The 16,396-nt window shown below is 73.0% G+C and carries 11 protein-coding genes; 7 read left to right on the top strand and 4 right to left on the bottom strand.

The annotated features are described in order from the left end of the window. Positions 1-2 precede the first annotated feature (2 nt). The 5 genes from pyrE (at position 3) to ASD23_RS14985 (ending at position 6,019) form a co-directional block, all read left to right on the top strand. Positions 3-575, top strand: coding sequence for an orotate phosphoribosyltransferase (pyrE, locus tag ASD23_RS15005; RefSeq protein WP_235507761.1), 573 nt, complete (start codon positions 3-5; stop codon positions 573-575). After that, entirely contained in the window at positions 575-3,766 is a 3,192-nt protein-coding gene (locus ASD23_RS15000) for a hypothetical protein (protein WP_056012250.1), read from the top strand. Before pyrE ends, ASD23_RS15000 begins: the two co-directional genes overlap by 1 nt. A gap of 4 nt (positions 3,767-3,770) precedes the next feature. Continuing rightward, positions 3,771-4,748 carry a ribokinase gene (locus tag ASD23_RS14995; protein WP_056012247.1) on the top strand — a complete coding sequence of 326 codons (978 nt, stop codon included), beginning with the start codon at positions 3,771-3,773 and terminating at the stop codon, positions 4,746-4,748. A 48-nt stretch (positions 4,749-4,796) separates the two neighbouring features. Then, positions 4,797-5,729: a nucleoside hydrolase gene (locus tag ASD23_RS14990; RefSeq protein ID WP_056012244.1), complete on the top strand. Its 933-nt coding sequence runs from the start codon at positions 4,797-4,799 to the stop codon at positions 5,727-5,729. Positions 5,730-5,833: 104 nt separating this feature from the next. Continuing rightward, positions 5,834-6,019: a hypothetical protein gene (locus tag ASD23_RS14985; RefSeq protein WP_056012242.1), complete on the top strand. Its 186-nt coding sequence runs from the start codon at positions 5,834-5,836 to the stop codon at positions 6,017-6,019. Positions 6,020-6,053: 34 nt separating this feature from the next. Here the strand turns inward: ASD23_RS14985 and pdxR are convergent, their stop codons facing one another. Further along, complete coding sequence (gene pdxR, locus ASD23_RS14980; protein ID WP_082571484.1) at positions 6,054-7,538, bottom strand: MocR-like pyridoxine biosynthesis transcription factor PdxR; 1,485 nt, start codon at positions 7,536-7,538, stop codon at positions 6,054-6,056. Between the two features lie 40 nt (positions 7,539-7,578). Between pdxR and ASD23_RS14975 the strand changes: the two genes are divergently transcribed. Then, a complete protein-coding gene (locus ASD23_RS14975; protein WP_235507760.1) occupies positions 7,579-8,649 on the top strand; it encodes an aldo/keto reductase in 1,071 nt (356 codons plus the stop codon). On the opposite strand, the gene ASD23_RS14970 is transcribed toward ASD23_RS14975, so the two are convergent. Continuing rightward, complete coding sequence (locus tag ASD23_RS14970; RefSeq protein ID WP_056012235.1) at positions 8,646-9,161, bottom strand: hypothetical protein; 516 nt, start codon at positions 9,159-9,161, stop codon at positions 8,646-8,648. The genes ASD23_RS14975 and ASD23_RS14970 overlap by 4 nt on opposite strands. Positions 9,162-9,186: 25 nt before the next feature. Further along, positions 9,187-9,984 carry an HAD-IIA family hydrolase gene (locus tag ASD23_RS14965; protein WP_056012232.1) on the bottom strand — a complete coding sequence of 266 codons (798 nt, stop codon included), beginning with the start codon at positions 9,982-9,984 and terminating at the stop codon, positions 9,187-9,189. Positions 9,985-10,184: 200 nt separating this feature from the next. On the opposite strand from ASD23_RS14965, the gene ASD23_RS14960 reads away from it, so the two are divergent. Further along, the gene (locus ASD23_RS14960) at positions 10,185-13,334 is read left to right on the top strand and encodes a discoidin domain-containing protein (RefSeq protein WP_157377110.1); all 3,150 of its coding nucleotides are present in this window, start codon (positions 10,185-10,187) and stop codon (positions 13,332-13,334) included. Positions 13,335-13,484: 150 nt separating this feature from the next. Here the strand turns inward: ASD23_RS14960 and ASD23_RS14955 are convergent, their stop codons facing one another. Beyond that, positions 13,485-16,349: a hypothetical protein gene (locus ASD23_RS14955; protein ID WP_056012226.1), complete on the bottom strand. Its 2,865-nt coding sequence runs from the start codon at positions 16,347-16,349 to the stop codon at positions 13,485-13,487. Positions 16,350-16,396 lie beyond the last annotated feature (47 nt).

The following is a 16,396-nucleotide window of genomic DNA, read 5'->3' as shown; positions in this document are numbered from 1 at the left end:
GGGTGACCCTCCGAGAGCCTCAGCCCATCGACGCCGTGCGCGCCCAGTTGATCGACTTCATCGCGGCCGACGCCGTGTTCCACGGGGACTTCACCCTGACGAGCGGCAAGAAGGCCACCTATTACGTAGACCTCCGCAAGGTGAGCCTCGACCACCGGGTGGCTCCGCTCATCGGACAGGTCATGATCGACCTCATCAAAGACGTGCCCGACGTGGTCGCCGTCGGCGGCCTGACCATGGGAGCCGACCCGATCGCCTCGGCGATCCTGCACCAGGGTGCCGCGCAGGGCCTCGCGTACGACGCCTTCGTCGTGCGCAAGGAGCCGAAGGACCACGGCCGCGGCAAGCAGGTCGAGGGTCCCGATCTCGCCGGCAAGCGCGTCATCGTGCTCGAAGACACGTCGACGACCGGCGGTTCTCCCATCAAGGCGATCGAGGCGCTCCGAAAGGTCGGCGCCGAGGTCGTGGCCGTCGCGGTGGTCGTCGACCGTGCGACCGGTGCGCGGGAGATCATCGAGGCCGAGGGCGTGCCGTACCTGTACGCCATCGGGTTGGAAGACCTGGGGCTGGCCTGATGACGAGCGACGGGCAGGGTCTGGGAGGCGACGGCGCAGATTGGCTGCTCGCCCAGTTGGCGGGCGGCGATGCGCCGCGCCGCGACATCCCGTCTCCGCCCGTCGCACCGCCGGCTCAGCCGGTCGCACCGCCGGCGCAGCAGGCCGCACCCGCGGCGCCGCGCACTCCGGCCCCGCGCCGCGAGGAGGTGCTGGACTGGTTCTCCGAGGCTCCGGCTCCCCGCGCGGACCCCGCAACGAGTGCGCTTCCCGTCGTCGGCTCTCCGGCTCCGCGGGCCGCTGAGCCGCAGCAGCAGGTCGCGCCGACTGCCGATGCGGGCTCGCCGGTGCCTCCGCAGTCGTGGACCCCGCCCTTCGCGGTCGGTCTGCCGCATGAGCCCCCCGCCGCCGCTCCCGTGTACCTGACCGCGGTCGAGCCCCCGGTCGGTACGCCGGCGGCGACCCCGGCCCAGCCGGTTACACCGTCGGCTCCAGCTGCTGCGTGGCCGCCTGCCGCTCCCGCGGCACCCGCGGCACCCGCCGCCGCGTGGCCCCCGGCGGCTCCGACGACCCCGACGACGCCGATTGCGCCGACCGACTCGTGGACGCCCGCTCCCTCGACCCCGGCATGGTCGCCCGCAACCCCCGTGGCATCGACTCCGGCGGCCGCCCCTCCCGGGGTGCCGCCGACGCCTCCCGGGCCCGTGACGCCGACCGCCCCGTTCGCGCTCACCTGGGGTTCCGACGAACTCTCGTCCGAAGACGCGATCCGTGCCGCATTCCGGAGCCTCGCCGACCCGTCAGCGACGGCGAACGATGCCGATGGGCGACCGCAGGGCGCGACCGCACCTGCTGCTCCTGCAGCACCGACCACGCCGGCGGCACCGGTGCCGCCGGAGGCAGAATCCATCGCTCCTGCGGACTCGCCGTTCGCAGGGTTCGCGCCTCCGCCCGTGGCTCGGCAGTCGTTCACGCCGGTGCAGTCGGCCGAGCCGGTCGTGCCGGTCCACCCGACCGCGCCGTCGACCGCGCCGGCCGGATGGGGCGCCCGTGCCGCGGCCGCCGCGCAACCCGCGTCGTACGACGATGAACTGTGGGCCGCCCTCCACGAGCCCGAGCAGCCCTCAGCGGCCCCGGTTCAGCCCGCGGCCCCCGTGCAGCCGGCAGCGCAGGCCTGGTCGACCGCCGCGGCCGAACCTGCGGCCCCCGTGCAGCCGGTAGCGCAGGCCTTGCCGGCCGCAGCGGCCGAGCCCGCGGCCCCCGTGCAGCCGGCAGCGCAGGCCTGGGCGACCGCCGCGGCCGAGCCCGCGGCCCCCGTGCAGCCGGCAGCGCCGGTGGCCCAGACCTGGCCGACTGCGCCGGCCGAACCCGTGGCGCCGCTCGCCGCGGAGCCGCCGTTCCAGCAGGCACCGCGCCCTGAACGCGATCGGTTCGCGGCGTTCGCCGCGGACACCACCGATCCGTTCGCCGCACTGGCCGAGACGCGTGCCGTGCCGATCCAGTCCGCGGCCCCGGCTGCTCCCGCCCCGGCCCCGGCTGCCCCTGCCCCGGCGGAGCCGAATCACGAGGCGTCGCAGCCCGTCGTGCCGCAGTACGAGCGCGAGCCCGACGCCCGGAGCGGATTCCCGTTCCTCGAGGTGCGCGGCATGGCCGCAGCGCAGGAGAACGCCGCGGTCGGAGCACCCGTCCGCGAGGCGAGCGCCTTCAACACCACGCCCTTCCCGGCCTTCGCCTCGGCGACCGGTGGCGGCGACGACGACCCGACGCGCGAGCCGCCCGCCCCCGTCGACGACCTCCTCGCCTCGCTCGGCGGCGGTGCGCCGCGCGCACGTGCTGCAGGGCCGACGCCGCCTTCGGGCGGTTCCGGCGCGAACCCGCCGACCGCCCCCGTGCCGGCCGGGCTCGACGCGCTCGGACTGGGATTCGATGACGATGACGACGACGCCGCAGACGCGGAGCCCGACGAGGCCGACGACCGGGCGGGGTCCGGCATCCGCGGTCGGTTCTTCGGTGGCGCCCGCGCCGACGACGAGCCCGAAGCGGGTCGAGGCGGCATGCCGTTCGACGACGACGAATCATCGATCGCGCGCGAGATGGCCGATACGGGTTACTTCTGGAACCTGACGCCGGACCCGAACGCGGAGGACCCGAAGGACGCTCCCTCGTCCGTCGCGACCGCCTTCCTGGGCGAGGCGGGGTCGGCCGGCCAGAACCCCGACCCGTTCGCCGCCGACGCCGCCGAGCCGGCATGGGACGAACCAGCCCCCGAAGCCGCAGCCCCCGAGTGGGCGTTCCCCGGCGACGAGACCGCCGCGGACACGGCGCCGTACAGCGACGACGTGCGCTTCGAGGAACGGCCGGCCGCGACGAACCACGATCCGTTCGGCGCAACCGACGACGACGCGATGGGTGCCCTCTTCGGAGCAGCAGCCGCGACGAACGACCCGTTCGGCGCACCGAACGGGTCGCAGACGGCCGCGCCGAGCTACCCCGCGCCCCCGTCGCAGGGGCCGGTCGGGGGTGGCATCGGCCCGCAGCGCACCGGCAGCGGCAATGGCTCCTCGGGCTCCGGCGGCGGTGGAGATCGCGGAGGCGCCGGCGGAGGCGCCGGTGGTGGCACGGGCGGCTCGCCCGGTGCCCCGAAGGGCGCCAAGCGCACCACGCGAACGCTCATCTGGGTCGCCGGCGGACTCGTCGTGCTGCTCGTGCTCGCCGGGCTCTACTACCTCGGCACCCAGCTGACCGGCGGAGGAGGCGAACAGGCGAGCGGCAGCCCGTCGGCGAGCTCATCCGAGACGCCCGTCGCCGCGCCGACGGCCGCGCAGCCGGCCGGCGTGCACGCCTGGGACACCCTCTTCGGCGGCGAGTGCATCGAGCCGTTCGAGTCGGTCTGGGCCGAGGAGTTCACGGTCGTCGACTGCGCCGCGCCGCACACTGCGCAGCTCGTCTACCGGGGCACGCTGCCCGGCGACGAAGCGGCGCCGTTCCCGGGCGAAGCCGCGCTCGCGGCCGAGATGCCGGCACTGTGCCGGGCCGCGGGCGTCTTCGAGCCCACGCTCGTCGCGGGCATCCCCGACCTGCAGGTGCAGGGCAGTTTCCCCGTGACCGAGGAGCAGTGGGCGGCCGGCCAGCGCAACTACTACTGCTTCGCGAACCGCGCGGGCGGCGAGCCGCTGACGGGGCCGATCAACGGCCCCGGTCCAGCGGCCTGATCGCATGACCACTGAACGCGACGGTGCCCGAACCGGCGCGGGCACCGTGCCGGGCCGGGTGGTCGTCATCGGCTCGCTGAACGTCGACTCGACGAGCTACGTCGACGCGTTCCCCGCCCCGGGCGAGACCATCCTCGCCAGCGACTTCCAGGTCGCCCTCGGCGGCAAGGGAGCGAACCAGGCCGTCGCGGCGCACGTCGCGGGAGCCCCCGTCGAATTCGTGGCGTGCATCGGCGACGACGCGAGCGGAGCGTACGCGCAGGGCGCCCTCGAGCGATTCGGCCTGTCGATCGCTCCGATCCGTCGCATTCCGGATGCCTCGACGGGCGTCGCCCAGATCACGGTCGCCGCCTCGGGCGAGAACACGATCATCGTCACGGGCGGTGCGAACCTCGCCCTCACGCCCGCGCTCGTCGACGCGGAGCGCGACCGCGTCGCCGCCTCGACCGTGGTGCTCACGCAGGGCGAGCTCGCCGTCGACACGATCGAGCACCTCGCTCGAGTCTCGAATGAGGTCGGGGTCCGGTTCGTGCTGAACCTCGCACCGCCCGCAGCGGTCTCCGCCGCGACCCTCGCCGTGGCCGACCCGCTCGTGCTGAACGAGCACGAGGCGCGGGCGGTCGGCATCGGCACGGATGCCGCGGACGGCGCCACGCTCGACGAGTGGCGCGTGCTCGCGGCATCCGCTGCCGGGGACATCGCCCGCTCGGTCGTCGTGACGCTCGGCGCGGTCGGTGCCGTGGCCGCCGACGCGACCGGCTCGTGGACGGCGGCTGCGCCGCGCGTGACCGCGGTCGACACCACGGGCGCCGGCGACGGATTCACGGGAACGCTCGCGGCGTTCCTCGCCGAGGGGCGTCCACTGCCCGAGTCGCTCCGCATCGCCGTCGCCGCCGGCTCGCTCGCCGTGCAGTCGAGGGGCACGGTCGACTCGTACGCGTCCCGCGCCGAGGTCCTCGCCGCGGCGGGTGCCGCCGACTGAGCCGTCGCACCCATGCCTGCCGACCCGAGACGAGAGAACGAGCCCAGCATGTCCATTCCCGTGATCATCGACTGCGACCCCGGCCACGACGACGTGTTCGCGCTCTGGCTGGCCGCGGGTCATCCGTCGCTCGACCTCCTCGCCGTCACGACCGTCGGCGGCAACGTGCCGCTCGAGCACACGACCCGGAACGCCCGCATCGCTCTGTCGGTCGCCGGCGTGACCGACGTGCCGGTCGCCGCCGGAGCTGCCGGCCCGCTCGTGCGGCCGCTGCAGACCGCCGAGTGGATACACGGCGAGAACGGCCTCGGCGGGCCCGAACTGCCGGAGGCGACCGTGCCGCTCGACGCCCGAACCGCGACCGAGCTCATCGCCGATACGCTCATGGGGTCTGCCGAACCCGTCGCCATCATCGCGACCGGGCCGATCACGAACGTCGCGATCCTGTTGCGCGACCGACCCGACCTCGCCGGGCGGATCCGTGAGATCGTCTGGATGGGCGGCTCGACCGAGCGCGGCAACGCGACGCCCTACGCCGAGTTCAACGCCCTCGTCGACCCTGAAGCGCTCGACCTCGTGCTGCGCAGCGGCGTGCGGTTCACGATGGTCGGCCTGAACGTGACGCACCTCGCCCTCGTGACACCCGCCGTGCGCCGGCAGGTCGCCGCCGTCGGCAACGCGACCGCGGCGTTCGGCGACGAGCTCTTCGAGTTCTTCTGCCGCACGAACGACGAGGTGTTCGGCATGCCCGACGGTCCGCTGCACGATCCCGTCGCCGTCGCGGTGCTCGCCGACCCGGGGTGCGTCGGGCTGCGGCGCACGCGTCTCGACGTGGAGCTGCGCGGCCTCGAGACGGCGGGGGCGACGAGCGTCGACCTCGACGGCATGCTGGGGCGGGAACCGAACGCCTGGGTCGCGGTCGAACTCGACGTCGATCGGTTCTGGGCGGGCGTCGCGGCATCCGTCGCCCGGCTCGCCTGAGCTCGCGCCCGAGGGCGCAACCCTCCGTCGGACCGGTCGTCCGCAGTCCCCGATGGCGACGCTCGATCCCGCCTAGGGTGACGGGTATCGAGTGAGGGAAGCCCATGGACTGGACCTTCTGGCTGGGCATCGTCGTCATCGCCGCGCTCTGGGGCGTGACGCAGTGGGCGTTCTCGCTCCGCCGGCATTCCGAGAAGTCCCACGGCGAGGATCGCGAGGCCGCCGACGCGATGAACGACGTCGAGCGCGGCAAGGAGCGGGGTCGCTTCTGGTCGGGCTTCGGCAGTTGACGGACGGCCCCTGGTCGCGTTCTGGTCGCCGATCTCAGGAGAGCGAGCGGATGACTCCGGCGAGCCGGGCGACCGCTTCGTCGATGACCGCGTCCGAGAGGTTGCCGTAGCCGAGCACGAGCGCTTCGACGTTCGGCATGGAAGCCGACGCACGATATCCGGTGAGGTCTGACACGGCGATCTCCTCGCCGGCCGCGGCACGCCGCACCGCGGCGGCCTCGACACCCGGCGGCAGTTGCAGCACGGCGTGCATGCCCGCGGCGATGCCGGTGACCTCGAGCGCGGGGAGCTCGCGTTCGAGCGCCGTCAGGAGCGCCGCGCGGCGTCGACGGAACCGGCCGCGCGCCGCACGCAAGTGCCGCTCGAGGTCGCCGGCCGTGATGAACTCCGCGAGCGCGACCTGGTCGAGCGTCGACGGACGCGAGCGCTCGACGAGCGGCACGCGCTCCCGGAGCACGCGCGGCATGACCGCCCAACCGAGCCCGAAGGCCTGCGCCATCGACTTCGACAGGGATCCGACGAGCACGACGTGCTCGGGCGCGAGACCCTGCAGCGCGGCGATCGGCCGGCGGTCGTAGCGGAACTCGGCGTCGTAGTCGTCTTCGATGAGGAGTCCGTCGACGTCGCGTGCCCACCGCACGATCGCCTCCCGCCGGGCCGGCGACAGCGCCGCGCCGAGCGGGAACTGGTGGGCCGGCGTGATGAGCGCCGCACGCGCGCCGGTGCGCTCGGCGGCGTCGACGAGCGCGTCGACGTCGATCCCCGAGGCGTCGACCGGCACCGGCACCGGGGTGACACCGGCCGCGGCCGCGATCTCGCGGAGCCGGGACCAGCTCGGGTCCTCGACGAGGAGTGCCGTGTGGCCCGCGGCACGCAGCCCCGCGACGACGCCGGCCATGCCGTCGGTCGCCCCGTGCGTGATCACGACGTCGTCGGGTGCAACGATCGCGCGGCGCGATCGCGAGAGGTAGTCGGCCACGGCCGTGCGGGCGAGCGGATGCCCCAGCCGATCGACCACCGTGAATTCGGCGTCGGGGAGGCGATCGAGGGCGCGTCGCACCGCCCCGGCCCACCTCGCCCTGGGCACGTGGCGCAGGTCGGGCACGCCGGGGCCGAGATCGAGGCGCGGTCGCCGGTACTCGGCACGGGGCGGCACGGCACCCGGCTCACCGTCGGCCGCGCGCACCTCGTCCACGCCCGGCGGGGCGAGCGGATGCCTCCCTCCAGCCGGCACCCGCGTGCCCGAGCCGACCGTCGCCTCGAGGAACCCCTCCGCCACGAGCTGTCCGTACGTCTCCGTCACGACCCAGCGCGAGACCCCGAGCGTCTCGGCGAGCGTGCGGCTCGGCGGAAGGCCGGCACCCGGTGGGAGCCGGCCCGAGTGCACGGCATCGCGGATCGCCCGTTCGAGCCGATCGCGGAGCGGCGCAGGAGCGGAGCCGGGGTCGGAGCCGGGGTCGGAGCCCGGACCGAGGTCGAGCAGCGTCTCCCAGGCGAGCGCAGGGCCCGATCGAGTCATCCGTCTCCTCATCGTGGGACGCAATGCCCGTGATGCCGTCGTGAATTGGTCTGGTGAAGCATCCGCTCATTGGAGTGTAATCGGCAACGGCACGACGAGCTTCGACGTCTCGACGATCTGCCTCGGCACCATGCAGATGGGCACGAAGATCGACGAGGCTACCTCGTTCGCGATCCTCGACCGCTTCGTCGACGCAGGCGGCACGTTCATCGACACCGCCAACAACTACAGCTTCTGGGACAACGGCCACGGCCGCGACAGCGAAGACGTGATCGGCCGCTGGCTCGAGAGCCGCGGCGGCCGCGACCGGCTGCGCATCGCCACGAAGCTCGGCGCTGCCAAGAAGGACCCTGCGCTGCCCCTCTCGAACACGGAGCCGACGAACTTCCAGGGCCTCGGCGCCGAGGTCATCGGCTGGGAGGCGCGCGAGAGCGCGAAGCACCTCGGCGTCGATCACCTCGACGTCGTCTACGGCCACGTCGACGACCTCGAGACGCCACTCGCCGAGACCGTCGGCGCGTTCGGTGCCCTGCAGGAGGACGGGCTCATCGGCATCGCGGGCATCTCGAACGTCGCGGTCTGGCGCGTCGTCGAGGCGCGCGAGGAGGCGCTGCGCCAGGGCGTCGCGCCCTACGGCGTCGTGCAGCAGCAGTACAGCTACGTCTACCCGCAGCCGAAGCTCGGCCGGCAGAACTTCGTGACGCCCGAGCTGCTGAGCTACGCGGCATCGACCGGGGTCGACGGACGCCCGCCGCTCGCGGTCACCGCGTACTCGCCGCTGCATCAGGGGGCGTTGACGCGAACCGACAAGCCGCTCTGGGGCGGGGTCGACCACCCGACCACCGTCGCGCGCATCAAGCTGCTGCACGAGGTCGCCCGCGACATCGGCGCGACGCCGAACCAGGTCGCGCTCGCCTGGCTGCTCGGCCGCGAGGTGCCGGTGATCCCGGTCGCCGGGCCGTCGAGCGTGGCACAACTCGACGAGGTGCTCGGCGCGGCCGACCTCGACCTCGATCCCGAGGTGCGCGAGCGCCTCGACGCCGAACCCGAGGAGCGGCCCGCGGCGAAGCGGCCCGCGGCGAAGCGACCTGAGGAGCGCGACGCGGCCTAGTCCGCGTCGGGCCTCGGCTCGGCGCTGAGGGAGTCGAGGAGGGCGTCGACGGAGTCGAACTCGACGGTCTCGACGTCGTCGTCGTCGTCTTCGTCTGCCTCCGCGACGCTCAGGTCGTCGATCGCGAGCGCCTCGTCGAGCTGGCAGTACACGACCATGCCGGGGTACTGGCTCGGCGCCTCGTAGACGAGCACGAGCGTGGCATCGGGGGAGACGATGACGCCCTGCAGCTCGAGTTCGCGGGCGAGGAGGTCGTGATCGTCGGCCGTGACCTCGTGACCGGTGCCCTCGTACGCCGATTCGGTGAGCTCGCGCACGACCTCGCCGTCGATGCGCGCGAGGTCGTCGGCGGTCGGCCCGCTGAGCGCCCGCTCGGCGATGGCGCGCATCTCGGCGGGTTCGACGGGCTCGTCGTCGACCGCGAACAGCACGGCCACCTGACGGTCGCCCGGCAGCACGGTCGCGGCGACGAGTTCGCCCTCGTCGACCTCGATGTCGGTCAGCTCGATCATGATCGGTCCTCGTCTCTGAGCGGTTCTACAGCTCGGTCTCGGCCGGCGCCTTCGCGACGAGGTCGGCCACGCCGCCGAGGATCTCATCGGGCCGGAACGGGTACTTCTCGATTTCGGCCTGGTCGCTGATGCCCGTCATCACGAGGATCGTGTGCAGGCCGGCCTCGATGCCCGCGACGATGTCGGTGTCCATGCGGTCGCCGATCATGGCGGTGTTCTCGGAGTGCGCGCCGATCTTGTTGAGCGCCGAGCGGAACATCATCGGGTTCGGCTTGCCGACGACATAGGGCTCCTTGCCCGTGGCCTTCGTGATGAGTGCCGCGATCGCACCCGTCGCGGGCAGCGGGCCGTCGGCCGAAGGCCCCGTGGCGTCGGGGTTCGTCACGATGAATCGCGCGCCGTTGCCGATCAGGCGGATCGCCTTGGTGATCGCCTCGAACGAGTAGTTGCGGGTCTCGCCGACGACGACGAAGTCGGGCGCGGTCTCGGTCATCACGAACCCGGCGTCGTGGAGCGCCGTGAGGATGCCGGCCTCGCCGATCACGAACGCGGTGCCGCCCGGCAGCTGCGACTTGAGGAAGTCGGCCGTCGCGAGCGCGCTCGTCCAGATGCGGTCTTCTGGCACGTTCAGGCCCGAGGAGCGCAGCCGTGCCGAGAGGTCACGGGCGGTGAAGATCGAGTTGTTCGTGAGCACGAGGTAGGGCGTGCCGGCGTCCTCCCATTGCTGCAGCAGCTCGGCCGCGCCCGGCAGTGCGTGGTTCTCGTGCACGAGCACGCCGTCCATGTCGGTGAGCCAGCACTCGACCTCTTCACGTCGTGACATGCTCCCAGCCTAGGCCGCGCAGGTCACGGCCCGATGTCGAGCGGATGTCGCGGTGTGACGCGGTTCGCTCGCTCGTTCGCGAGCAATCCTTGACTCCGTCGCGAACCGAACCCTAGATTCAATATCGTATAGTCGGCGCGGTGGCGTACTTCGGAGTACGAGGCAAAATCGGCGTCTGACACGGACTCGATGAGGAACCCGTGCCCCAAGCCGTCTTCCGCCGCCGCCTCCGCGCGGCGGCAATGTTCGCTGCCCTTTCCGCCGTCATCCCTGTGCTTGCGGCCGTCGCGCCGGCCGGCGCGGCAGAGCTCCCCGCCGCCGGGCCGGGGGACGCCACCAGTTGCGCGTCCAACGTGTCCGACACCGCCGAATTCGTCCCGGTGCTCGGGCTCGACCTGCCGGCCACGAGCGTCGGCATCGGCGGTGCGCTCGCGCCCGTCTTCGATCGCACCGCCGAGGTCGCGCAAGGCTTCGACCGGGTCGGGTACTGTCTCGAGCTGGACGGGCCGCAGGGTCCGCAGTGGGTGTGGACGGCGATGGAACCGTTCACGACCGATGCCACCCGACTCGACCCTCCGACGGTCGCCGGTGAGATCGTGCGCCAGCGCGTCGGCGACCTCGATGTCGCCTCGAGCGTCGCCGGCGTGGCCCCGGTCGACGGCGGCAACGGATTCCTCGAATTCTGGCCCGACACGTACACCCAGGCGCGACCGGGGCAGATCTTCGGTGCCTCGGCGACGACGTACGACGCCGAAGACACTCCGGCGACCGGAGCATTCGGCTCGTTCGGCATCCACTCGGTCGCTCCCGACGCGCTCGCGGGCGCAGCGCCGCAGACGGTGCTCTCGGTCACCGGGCTCACGCAGACCCCTGGAGCTGCGCTCGGCCTCGGCATCGGCACGAGCACCACGGCGAATCCCGACTGGACCTTCGCGGCGAACGGCGCCACCTACACGACCCGCCGCCTCACGGTGTTCGCCCGCCCCGCAGTCGTGGCGTTCGACCGGGCGCCCGAGGACCGCCAACTCTTCCCGAGAGACGCCGACGACGAGGCATCCGTCGCGATCGCCGGCACCGTGCTCGATGCCGAGGTCGCCTCGGTGCGCGCTCGACTCTGGAAGGGCGATGCCTCCACCGACTTCACCGCCGCCGTCGGGGCCGACGGCGGCTTCGCCGTGACGCCGGTGCTCGAGGCGGGGCTGCACGAGTACCGCATCGAGTTCGACGCGATCTCGCCCGCGGGCGAGCGCCGGGTCGCGACCTGGGATCGCCTCGTCGCGGGTGATGTCTACGTGATCCAGGGGCAGTCGAACGCCGAGGCGAGGATGTTCTCCGGCTCGGCGAACGGCGAACGATCGCCGTGGATCCGAAGCTTCGGCAGCTCGTCCGACAACCCCGCGCTCTCCACCTCGGACCGCACGTGGAACATCGCAGCGGGCGACAGCTACGCGGAAGCGGGCGCGATCGGGCAATGGGGACTGCGCATGGCGTCGCGCCTCGTTGCCGACCACGGCGTGCCGGTCGCAGTGGTCAATGGAGCGCACAGCGGTCGCCCGATCGACTTCTTCCAGCGGAACGACGCCGACCCCGACCTCGTCACCACCAACTACGGCCGACTGCGGCAACGGCTGGCCGCGGCCGGTGTGCTCGACCGCGTGAAGGCGGTGCTCTGGTACCAGGGCGAGAACGAGAACGACAACGCCGCCGTCCATGTGGCCGGGTTCACGACGCTCCTCGATGACTGGCGGAGCGAGTTCGGCTCGGCCGCGAGCCCGACGGAGTACTACGTCTGGCAGGTGCGCACCTCGCCGTGCAGCAACTCGACCCCGGTCGCGCTGCGCGACGCGCAGCGACGCCTCGCCGACACCCACGACGTCACGGTGCTGTCGACCACCGGGCTCAACGGACACGACGGATGCCACTACTCCTACGTCGACGGCTACCGCGACATGGGCGACCAGGCTGCGAACGTGATCGGGCGCGACCTGCTCGGCGGCAACGCGACGGGCGTCGCCGCACCGAATCCGATCAGCGCGGCGTACTCGAACTCCGCGCGCACGACGGTCACCGTGCAGGTGCGGCCCGGCGCCGAGGGGGCGGAGACGCTCACCGTCGAGGCGGGTGCCGCCGCCGACTTCCGCGTGACCGGTGCGACCGTCACCGCGGTGACGGCGCAGCCCGGCGCGCTGCAGCTCACGCTGTCGGCGCCGGCCGCCAATGCGGCGACGGTGTCGTACCTCAGCCACATGCGTTCCGGGCCACGGGTGCTGAGCCCGGGCGGCGTCGGACTCCTCGCTTTCACGATGCCGATCGCCGACGTCTCGATCACCGCGACCGCCGACCCCGCACGCCTCGTCACGGGCGGCACGACGACCGTCACGGTGAACGTCGCCAACGGCACCGCCGACCCGGTCTCGGACGTCTCGGTCTCGCCCGAGCTGCCGAGCGGCTGGTCGGCCTCCCCGGCCTCGACGACGCTTCCCGATCTCGCCGCCGGCGAGACGGCGACGGCGACGTTCACGGTGACCGCGTCATCGTCGGCCCTCGGTGCGCTCTCACTGCCCGTGACGACGCGATTCACCACCGACGACGGCGAGCGCACACGAACGGCGCAACTGGCACTCACGAACTCGTGCTCGGCCGAGCCGCTGCGCCCGGTCGCCGTGACGAGCGTCGGCAGTGAGGAGACCGCCAGCGAGGACGGCCGCGCCGCGAACGCGATCGACGGCAACGCCGCCACCATCTGGCACACGCGTTATTCGTCGAACACGCCCGCGTATCCGCACGAGATCGTGCTCGATCTCGGCGGGTCCTCATCGGTGTGCGCGTTCAACTACCAGGGTCGGTCCGTCGGCACCAACGGCAACATCGGCGGCTATGCGGTGTACACCTCCAACACGCCCGGCTCATGGGGCAGCCCCGCGGTGACGGGGACCTTCGTGACGGGCTCGGCGCCGCAGTCGGTGTATTTCCCGCCGCGATCGGCGCGGTACGTGAGGCTGGTCGCCACGAGCCCGGCCGTCCCCGGCCATGCCTGGGCGACCGCCGCCGAACTCTCGGTCGACGCGGTGCCCGCGGTCACGGCGGAGTCCCGCTGCATCGGCTCGAAGGCCTACGTCGCGGTGAAGGCGACGAACCTCGAGAGCGGACCGGTCTCGATCGTCATGTCGTCGGCATTCGGCTCGAAGACGTTCGCGAGCGTCTCGGCGAGCAGGAGCGCGGTGCACTCGTTCGCCGTGCGGGCGGCGGACGTGGCCGCCGGGCAGGTCGAGGTGACCGCGACACCGCTCGAGGGCGGCGGAGCGCCGGTGTCGAGCACGGCGAGGTTCACCGGGATCGCCTGCGGATAGGACTCAGGCGGCGACCCCGAGCGGAGTGCTCGGGCGGAGACCGGAGTCGAGACATCCATCATGGTGATCCCGGCTCCGGCTCCGGCTCCGGCTCCGGCTCCGGCTCCGATGTCGATGCCGATGTCGCGTGGCTGCGCTGCGCGGAACCGGTCAGACCTCCTCGGCGAGCCGCCGTGCCTCCGCCGCCTCGGTGAGGCGTCCGAGCGCCTCGAACGAGTCGGCGAGCGCGATGCGGCCGAGCGAGACGGCGTCGGCCTGCCCGTCGAAGCGTTCGACCGCCTGCCCGATGAGTACGAGGGCCTCGTCGTGGCGCCCCTCCGACTGCAGCACGCGACCGGCGAACAGCATCGACCCGCCGGCCGGCCGCGTTGCGCCGACCGCCTCGAACAGCTCCGCCGCGGTCAGCGCCGTCGAGACGGCCTCCTCGGGGCGGGAGAGGGCGGCGAGGCCGCGTGCGCGCGAGTCGACGACATCGGCGAGCAACCAGTCGGCGCCGTGTTCGCGGGCGAGCGCCGCGACCTCGTCGAGCCGCTCCAAGCCGCTCGGTTCGCCGTGCTCGAGGGCGACCTGTCCGAGCAGGTGCAGCGCGTCGGCGAGCGAGGCCACCGCGTCGGGGTCGCGGCGCGCGTCGGCGACGGCGCGCTCGAGCACCTCGATCGCCTCCCCTGGGTACCCGAGGCCCGCGAAGAGCCGGCCGAGATCGAGCAGCACGGCGACGGCCCCCGGCCACGCCTCGGCCTCCTCGAAGAGATCGGCGGCCGCGTGCCAGGTGCCGGATGCCGCGGCGAACTCATCCTCTCCGCGGAGCGCCGTGCCGAGCAGGTGCAGGGTCTCGGCCTTGGCGGCCGGCGGAGCCCCCGCGGCATCCTCGGCCTCGAAGACCTCCTGCAGCACCTCCACGGCCTCGCCGAAGCGGCCGGCGCGGAGCAGTTGGCGGCCGAGGCCGTAGCGCACGCCGACGAGTCCTGACGACTCGGCGAGCTCGGCGTGCTGCACCGCGAGGCGGAGCCGCGCAACGGCGTCGTCGGGTCGCTCGAGATCGTCGAGGATCGCGGCGGAGAGCTGGCAGTCCTCGATGACGCGCGCCCTGGCATCGACCGCGAGGTCGAGTTCGAGTGCCGCCTCCGCCGCCGCCAGTGCTGCCTCGAGGTCGCCGCTTCCGGCGAGAAGCCGCGCCCGGAGCCGCTGCGATTCGGCGCGGCGGACCCGCGTCGGCTCGGCATCGGTCGCCCGATCGAGCAGCGGGAGCGCTGCCGCGGGCTCGTCGCCCTGGGCCGCGACGTAGGCCGCCAGCTGGAATGCGGCGCCGACGAGCATCGCGTCGGGTGCGGGGGCACGGTCGAGCACGGCGATGGCGGTGTCGATCGCCGTGCCGGCCCCTTCGGTGTCGCCGGTCTCGGCACGCAGTGGCGAGATGCGCAGGGCGACGCGAGCGGCGAGGTCGTCGGCACCCGCCTGCAAGGCGGCCCCGAGCTCGTGTTCGAGTGCCGGCAGGTCGGCGGCGGTGGCGGCGCCGGCGAGCAGGAGCCCGTGGCGGGCGAGCGCGTCGGCGAGCGCTGCGTCGCCTGCCGCGCGCAGGGCGGCGATGCGGGCGGGCAGCTCCTGCTCGGCCTCGTCGAGCCGCTCCGCAGCCACGAGCCCCGCGAGGCGGATGCCGATGAGCTCCGCCCGTCGGATGTTCGTGACGGATGCCTCGGCCGCGCCCTGCTCGACTGCGGCATCCGCGACCTCCGCCTCGAGTGCGGCGAGCCCCTGACCTGCCGCGGCGAGTGCCCGGTCGATCTCGCCGAGTGCAGCGAGCTCACGGGCGCTGTCGAACCAACCGCCGGCGTCGACGGGTTCGGCGGCGGCCGGCACGGGAGCCGTGAACGACTCGCTGCTGATCGGCACGTCGTAGCGCTCGCCGCGGAGCGCGCGAGTGGCCTGCAGCCGGTCGGCGAGGTGGCGGTTGCCGTTGCGGCGGTCGAACTCGTCGCCGATGGCCGCTGCGGCGGCCCACGCGACGAGGCTGAGCTCTGCGGCCGTCCACGGGCCATCGTGCGCGCCGAAGAACGGCTCGAGTTCAGCGGCGTCGGCGCCGCGCACGACGGTGTCGCCGTGTCCGGCATCGACGACGGTGTCGAGCAGCAGGCCGGCTGCGGCGAGGGCGCTGAACTGGGCACGCTGGTTCAGGCGGTCATGGGCGATCCACGCGATGTGGCGCTCGAGCATCGCGAGGCCGCGGGCCTCGTTGCCGGTGATCGCGCAGAAGACCAGGTGGTTCGCGATGATGCCGATGTTGTCGGCGTTGCCGCGTGCATCGCGGTAGCTGCGAAGGTGGAAGGACTTCGCCCGCTCGAGTCGGCCCGCCCTGAGGTACGGCAGCAGCGCGTCGGAGAGCGCGTGCTCGGGCTCCTCGCCGCAGCTGAACCCGCCCTCGACGATCTCCTCGTAGAGCGCGATGGCCTCGTCCTCGCGTCCGGTGGCGGCGAGGTAGGCCGCGCTCTCGCTGCGCACGCACGCGTCGCAGTGGCTGTAGTCGTCGCGCTCGGTGGTGGTCAGCACGCGGTAGGCCGAGGCGGCCTCGTCGAGCCATCCGTTCGCGAACGCCGCACCGAACCGGGCCATCGCGACCCCGCTCTGTCCGACGCCCGCGCGTTCGTACCGCGCCTGCATGTCGTCGAGCACGCCGCGGATGTCGGCGGCCGGGAACGCGGGGCTCGCCGAGAGGGTGCCGGCCATCCACTTGTACTGCCAGAGCAGGTCGGTGGCGCTGTCGTCGGGCTTCGCGGGGAAGCGCGATGCGTCGGCGTCGTGCTTGCCGAGGCACCACGCGAAGGAGCTGAGCAGTGCGTCGGTATCGCCGGTCATGTTGGCTGACGACGCGAGGCGCATGCGCGCGCGGTACTCCGAGAACTCGTCGCCCGACTCGACCGCGATCGCGATCGCCTCGTCGATCAGCGCGCGCTCCTCGGGTCCGAACGGCGTCTGGTCGACCTGCTCGAGCAGTTCGTCGATGCGGATGGTTTCGGACACGGGTCTCCCTTGGCGGTCGATGGTCGATGGTCGGAGGTCGGCAACGG

The organism is Agromyces sp. Root1464 (assembly GCF_001427265.1).
GTDB lineage: Bacteria > Actinomycetota > Actinomycetes > Actinomycetales > Microbacteriaceae > Agromyces > Agromyces fucosus.
Note: the sequence above shows the minus strand (reverse complement) of the source record. Positions and strands in the feature narration are given on the sequence as shown.